Below are 6490 nucleotides of genomic sequence, written 5' to 3' on the forward strand. Positions count from 1 at the left end.
GAGGAAAATCGCTGTGGTCGACGGCCGCGTTGAGCAGGACGACCGGCATCCCGCGCTCCTTGAGCGACGCGCTCTCGTCGGCGCTCAGCCCACCGCAGAAGATGACGCCCGAGACCTGCTGGTCGAGCAGCATCGTCACGTACTCGGCCTCGGTCAGCCCGCCCGCGGACCGGGTGCACAGCACAGGGGTGAAGCCGAGCTGCACCAGCGCACCGCCCGCCACCTCCGCGAGCGCCGGGAAGATCGGATTCTGCAGCTCCGGCAGCACCAGACCCACCAGGCGGGCCCGTACACCCCGCAGATGGGTCGGACGCTCGTAGCCGAGCACATCCAGCGCCGTCAGCACCGCCTGTCGCGTGCTGTCCGAGACTCCGGGCTTGCCGTTCAGCACCCGGCTCACCGTCGCCTCGCTGACCCCGACCTTCTGAGCCACCTGCACTAGTTTGCGCACCATGAGCGCACTATATCCGCGATCAGCAGTTGATATTCTGCGTCAGCCTTGCATTTCTTGCGTTATCGCGCATCAAGATTGTGGGGCTTTTGCGTAAATGTGCTTCGGTATTGCGTGCCTGATGAGGGCGACGTAACTTGTGCGTCACCTCGGGGAGCGGCCGCCCCTCCATCACCCTCATGACCAGGGACGACTCATGACCGGTTTCCCGGCGGGCAGCAGAGCCCGCACCGCCCTCGCCGTCGCTGCGGCGGCAGGGCTGACCCTCGTAGTGAGCGGCTGCGGCGGCTCCTCCGGCTCGTCGAAATCCGCCGACGGCACCGTCACCATCACGGTGAACGACATGCCCGCCAAGACCGACCCGGCGCACCGGAAGATATTCCTCCAGGACGTGGCGGCCTTCGAAAAGCTGCACCCGAAGATCAAGGTCGTACCGCACGAGGGCCAGATGGACCCGCAGACGTTCGCCACGAAACTCGCCGGCGGCCAGCTGGAGAACGCCTTCTACGTCTACTACACCGACCCGGCCGGGCTCATCGCCAAGCACCAGGCGGCGGACATCACCCCGTACCTGTCGCAGTTCCCGGCCGTCGCGAAGGTCAAGCCGCAGCTGCGCAAGGTGTTCCAGGACGCGAACGGCCACACCTACGGCCTGCCCGAGGGCAACTACTCGATGGGCCTGGTCTACAACCGCACCCTGTTCAAGCGGGCCGGACTCGACCCGGACAAGCCGCCGACCACCTGGGACGAGGTCCGCACCGACGCCGAGAAGATCGCCGCGCTCGGCCACGGTACCGTCGGTTACGGCGACTACAGCAAGTCCAACACCGGCGGCTGGCACTTCACCGCGGAGATGTACTCGCGCGGCGGCGACGTCGCCAAGCAGCAGCCCGACGGCGGCTGGAAGGCCGACTTCGACAACGCCACCGGGAAGGCTGTACTGCAGCAACTGCACGACATGCGATGGACCGACGACTCCATGGGCCGGCGGCAGTTGCTGGAGTGGGCAGACCTGCTGCAGATGATGGGCGCGGGCAAGCTGGGCATGTACCTCGCCACCGCGGACAACATCCCCACCATCGCCTCCCAGTACAAGGGCGACCCCAAGGAGTACGGCCTCGGGCCGATCCCCGGCGGCAAGGGCACGCTGGCCGGCGGCGGCGGCTTCATGTTCAACCCCAAGGACACCCCCGAGCAGATCAGTGCGGCCATGGCCTGGGTGACCTTCAAGTACGAGAACCCCGACCGGATCGAACTGGGCGCCCAGCGCGCGGCGCAGGCCGGGCAGCCGGTCGGCCTGCCCGAGCCCAACATCTGGACCGGAGCCGCCGCGCAGACCAAGGCCGCCGCCGACAAGAAGTACGCCAACCAGCCGGTGGCCAACTACGCGCCGTTCGCGCAGTCGCTGCCCGGCATCCCCCTGGTCCTCGAACCGCCGAAGGCCCAGCAGATCTACGCCGTCCTGGACACCGCCATGGCGAAGGTCCTGACGCAGAAGGACGCGGACATCGACTCCCTGCTGTCAGGCGCCTCCAAGCAGGTCGACTCCCTGCTCGCGGCCCAGTAGCCGCCCGCCCGGAACCCGACCCCGCGTTGCCCGCGGGCCCCGCAGAGCCCTGACGACCGGCGCGGCCCGCGGGCGCCGACAAAGGAGAACCCATGGCCACCTCCCTGGCCCCCCACCGCCCCGGCGCCCCGGCCGGCCCGCCCCGTGGCCGCACCGGGACACGCACCGCGCGGCGGGCCCGGCTGCGCCGACGGATCGCCGACAACGCCCTGGCGTACGCCTTCATGGCGGCGGGCATCGTCTGCTTCGCGGTGTTCTCGTGGTATCCGCTGGTCCGGGGCATCATCCTCAGCTTCCAGCAGGACAACCTGATCAGCGACCCACAGTGGGTGGGGCTGACCAACTACCGTCATCTGTTCGCCGATCCGTTGTTCTGGACGGCGTGGAAGAACACCGCCGAATTCACCGGCCTCGCGCTGCTCCTCGGCTACGCGGTGCCGTTCGTGATCGCGGTGCTCCTCAACGAACTGCGGCACTTCAAGGGGTACTTCCGGATCGCGGTATATCTGCCGGTGATGCTGCCGCCGATCGTCAGCGTGATGCTCTGGCAGTTCTTCTACGACCCGGGCGACGGCCTGTTCAACACCGCGCTGCGCGGCGCCCATCTGCCCACCTCGCAGTGGATCCAGTCGCCGCACACGGCGATGATCTCGCTGGTGCTGGTGTCCACCTGGGCCAACATGGGCGGCGCGACACTGATGTACCTGGCCGCGCTGCAGTCCATCCCCGGCGAGCTGTTCGAGGCCGCGGAGCTGGACGGCGCGGGCATCTGGGCCCGGCTGCGGTACGTGACGCTGCCGCAGATGCGGTTCATCATGCTCGTCCTGCTGCTGCTCCAGATCATCGCCACCATGCAGGTCTTCATCGAGCCGTTCCAGCTCACCGGCTTCACCGACCCCTCGACCATCACCGTGATGACGCTGATCTACCGCTATGCCTTCGCCGTGAACAACGACTTCGGTCTCGCGGCGTCGATGAGCGTGCTGCTCTTCGCCGTGCTCGGCGTCTTCGCCGCGTCGTACCTGCGGCTGACCCGCGAGTCGGACTAGGACGAGGGATCACGAGGGACAGGACACGACCATGACCACAGCCGCCCCCGCCTCGTCGGCGACCCGCAGCCTGGTCTCCGACCAGGAACTGGCCCGGCCGCGCTACCGCGCCGTCTACTTCGCCGTGCTGACCGCCACCACGGTGCTGTTCGCCGCCGCGTTCCTCTTCCCGCTGTACTGGATGGCCAGTTCGGCGCTTGAGACGCCGCGGGAGTTCGCCGCGCAGACCCCGACGCTGCTGCCGAAGTCCGTGCACCTCACCGCGTACCACGACGCGTGGAGCCAGCTGGACATCGCGCGCTTCTTCCTCAACACCGTCTGGTACGCGGCCGGCGGCTGGCTGATCCAGATCTCGGTGGACGTGTGCGCCGCCTACGCGCTGTCCAAGCTGCGGCCGGTGTTCGGGAAGGCGATCTTCGCCGGGATGCTGGCCAGCCTGATGCTGCCCGCGGCCGCACTGCTGGTGCCCGCCTACCTGACCGTCTCCGACCTGCCGCTGCTCCACCTCAACCTGCTCAACACGCCCTGGGCGCTGTGGCTGCCCGGTGCGGCCAACGCGTTCAACATCTATGTGCTGCGACGCTTCTTCGACCAGATCCCCGGTGAACTCCTCGACGCCGCCGCCATCGACGGCGCCTCGCGCCTGCAGACGCTGCTGCGCGTGGTGCTGCCGCTGTCCCGCCCGGTGCTCGCGGTGATCTCGATCTTCGCGGTCGTCGGCATGTGGAAGGACTTCCTGTGGCCGCTGCTGGTGCTCCAGGACCCGGACAAGCAGACCCTGTCGGTCGCGCTGCACCGGCTGTCCACATCCACCACGCAGGTGCCGCCGACCGAGATGATCGCCGGTCTGTCCATCGCGGCGCTACCGATGATCGTGCTCTTCCTCTTCTTCCAACGGCACATTCTCGGCGGCCTGTCGGCGGGGGCACTCAAGGGGTGATCCGGACCCGCTGAGGCGCGGCCCACCGCCGCGGTCGCGGTCCCGTCTGCCCTTCTCCCGGCCGATTTGCCCGCTTTGGTGAACTCTGCCCGCCCCTCTCGCTCAAAGGAGCCCGCCCCCGTGGCCGATCAGTCCGTCGCAGCCGAGCAGCACGCCGAGACCTCCGTGCGTACCGAGACGTCCATGCCTACCGAGACCAGCGTGCCGGCCGAGACCGCCCAGTGGTGGCGTGACGCCGTCATCTACCAGGTCTACCCGCGTTCCTTCGCCGACGGCGACGGCGACGGGATCGGCGACCTGACCGGTGTCCGCGAACGCCTGCCGTATCTGGCCGAACTCGGCGTGGACGCCCTGTGGTTCAGCCCCTGGTACGCCTCGCCGCAGGCCGACGCCGGGTACGACGTCGCCGACTACCGGCGCATCGACCCCGCCTTCGGCACCCTGGAGCAGGCCGAGGCGCTGATGGCCGAGGCCCATGCGCTCGACCTGAAGATCATCGTCGATGTGGTGCCCAACCATGTCTCCGACCGGCATGCCTGGTTCCAGGAGGCGGTCGCCGCGGGGCCCGGCGCCGAGGCGCGCGACCTGTTCTGGTTCCGGCCCGGCCGCGGCACGGACGGCGAACTGCCGCCCAACGACTGGCAGTCCGTGTTCGGCGGACCGGCCTGGACCCGTACCGCCAACCCGGACGGCACACCGGGCGAGTGGTATCTGCATCTCTTCGCGCCCGAACAGCCCGACCTCAACTGGAACAACTCCAAGGTCCGCGAGGAACACGAGAACGTCCTGAGCTTCTGGTTCGACCGCGGCGCGGACGGGGTCCGGATCGACTCCGCGACGATGCCCGCCAAGGACCCGGCGCTGCCGGACTTCGACCCCGACGCGCCGCCGGTGCCGCACCCGTACATCGACCGCGACGACGTGCACGACATCTACCGATCCTGGCGGGCGCTCGCCGAGAGCTACGAGCGGCCGCGCGCGCTGATCGGCGAAGTGTGGCTGGCCGACCCGGTGCGCTTCGCCCACTACCTGCGCCCCGACGAGATGCACAGCGCCTTCAACTTCGACTACCTCAACTGCTCCTGGGACGCCGCCGAGCTGCGCCGGGTCATCGACGCGACGCTGGCCGCGCACGCCTCGGTCGGCGCCCCCGCCAGCTGGGTGCTGTCCAACCACGACGTCACCCGGCACGTCACGCGGTACGGCCGCGCCGACACCTCCTTCGGTCTGTCGCTGCGCCAGCACCAGGTGCTTACCGACCTGGAGCTGGGTACCCGCAGGGCGCGGGCCGCACTGCTGCTCGACCTGGCGCTGCCTGGGGGCTGCTACCTCTACCAGGGCGAGGAGCTGGGCTTGTGGGAGGTCGAGGACATCCCGGACGAGCTGCGCCAGGACCCGATCTTCCACCGCACCGGCGGCACGGACATCGGCCGCGACGGCTGCCGGGTGCCGCTGCCCTGGTCCGGCGAGCGTCCGCCGTTCGGCTTCAGCCCCGAGGGCGCGAGCGCACCGCCGTGGCTGCCCCAGCCGCAGCGGTGGGCCGCGTACACCGCGCAGGCACAGAGCGGCCGGCCCGAGTCGATGCTGACCTTCTACCGCACCGCCTTGGGACTGCGCCGCAGCGAGCGAGGGCTGCACGGCGCCGACTTCGGCTGGCTGCCCGAACACGCTCCAGGCGTCCTGGCCTTCGGCCGCGGCGACGGCTTCTCGTGTCTGGCGAACCTCTCCGGTACGGCAGCGCCGCTGCCCGCGGACGCGGATGTCATTCTCGCCAGCGCCCCCGGCTTCGACCCGGGTGCCGCAGAGCTGCCCGACGACACGACCGTATGGCTGCGCCGGCGCTGACCGGCGCACCGGCCACCACAAGGAACCCGACGAAGAAGAAGGCAGCGTCATGACTCGGAGACTGGCGGAAGTGGCCAAACGGGTGGGCGTCAGCGAGGCGACGGTGAGCCGTGTTCTGAACGGCAGGCCCGGCGTCTCGGACGGCACCCGGCAGGCGGTGCTGACTGCTCTCGACGTACTCGGCTACGAGCGTCCCACCCAACTGCGGGGTGTACGGGCGAGGTTGGTCGGTCTGGTGCTGCCCGAACTGCAGAATCCGATCTTCCCCGCACTCGCGGAAGTCGCCGGCGGTGCGCTGGTGCAGCTCGGCTTCACCCCTGTGCTCTGCACGCGCACCGCGGGCGGGCTCACCGAGGCCGAGTACGTGACCATGTTGCTCGATCAGCAGGTCTCGGGCGTCATCTTCTGCGGCGGGCTCAGCGCCGACGAGTACCGCGCCCTGCTCCAGCGGGGTGTCCCCGTCGTGCTGCTCAACGCCGCCGTCGACTACGCGGCGATCCACGCGAGACGGCAGCCCGACGGCGCACCCGATCGGCCCCTCGACCGACCCGCGCTCGCGGACCGCAGCACGTACCGCCCCGCCCAGCGGCACCTGGACGGCCTGGACCGTAGGACGGTCCGGCCACCCGGATTCCCCC

Annotated in this window: 6 protein-coding genes; 5 read left to right on the plus strand and 1 reads right to left on the minus strand. The window is 69.5% G+C overall.

The genetic code is table 11. The features are described 5' to 3' along the window. A partial coding sequence (locus AQI95_RS19805) for a LacI family DNA-binding transcriptional regulator (protein ID WP_159056549.1) occupies window positions 1-454 on the minus strand: 454 nt, incomplete at its 3' end. A 193-nt stretch (window positions 455-647) separates the two neighbouring features. On the opposite strand from AQI95_RS19805, the gene AQI95_RS19810 reads away from it, so the two are divergent. The 5 genes from AQI95_RS19810 to AQI95_RS19830 form a co-directional block, all read left to right on the plus strand. Next, window positions 648-2018, plus strand: coding sequence for an extracellular solute-binding protein (locus AQI95_RS19810; protein WP_067124891.1), 1371 nt, complete (start codon window positions 648-650; stop codon window positions 2016-2018). A gap of 92 nt (window positions 2019-2110) precedes the next feature. Beyond that, window positions 2111-3067: a carbohydrate ABC transporter permease gene (locus AQI95_RS19815; RefSeq protein WP_079071347.1), complete on the plus strand. Its 957-nt coding sequence runs from the start codon at window positions 2111-2113 to the stop codon at window positions 3065-3067. A 31-nt stretch (window positions 3068-3098) separates the two neighbouring features. After that, window positions 3099-4007, plus strand: a complete 909-nt coding sequence (locus AQI95_RS19820) for a carbohydrate ABC transporter permease (protein ID WP_067124893.1) — start codon at window positions 3099-3101, stop codon at window positions 4005-4007. Window positions 4008-4190: 183 nt separating this feature from the next. Further along, on the plus strand, window positions 4191-5852 hold the full coding sequence (locus AQI95_RS19825) for a glycoside hydrolase family 13 protein (RefSeq protein ID WP_067125117.1): 1662 nt from the start codon (window positions 4191-4193) through the stop codon (window positions 5850-5852). A 49-nt stretch (window positions 5853-5901) separates the two neighbouring features. After that, on the plus strand, window positions 5902-6490 hold a 589-nt coding region (locus tag AQI95_RS19830), incomplete at its 3' end, for a LacI family DNA-binding transcriptional regulator (RefSeq protein ID WP_159056550.1).

Origin of the sequence: Streptomyces yokosukanensis (genome assembly GCF_001514035.1) — a bacterium.
Classification (GTDB): Bacteria; Actinomycetota; Actinomycetes; order Streptomycetales; family Streptomycetaceae; genus Streptomyces; species Streptomyces yokosukanensis.

What these genes read in the sequence shown, in the direction of transcription:
- AQI95_RS19810 (WP_067124891.1), top strand. Translation starts at nt 648, where the DNA reads ATGACCGGTTTCCCGGCGGGCAGCAGAGCCCGCACCGCCCTCGCCGTC.
- AQI95_RS19815 (WP_079071347.1), top strand. Translation starts at nt 2,111, where the DNA reads ATGGCCACCTCCCTGGCCCCCCACCGCCCCGGCGCCCCGGCCGGCCCG.
- AQI95_RS19825 (WP_067125117.1), top strand. Translation starts at nt 4,191, where the DNA reads ATGCCTACCGAGACCAGCGTGCCGGCCGAGACCGCCCAGTGGTGGCGT.
- AQI95_RS19820 (WP_067124893.1), top strand. Translation starts at nt 3,099, where the DNA reads ATGACCACAGCCGCCCCCGCCTCGTCGGCGACCCGCAGCCTGGTCTCC.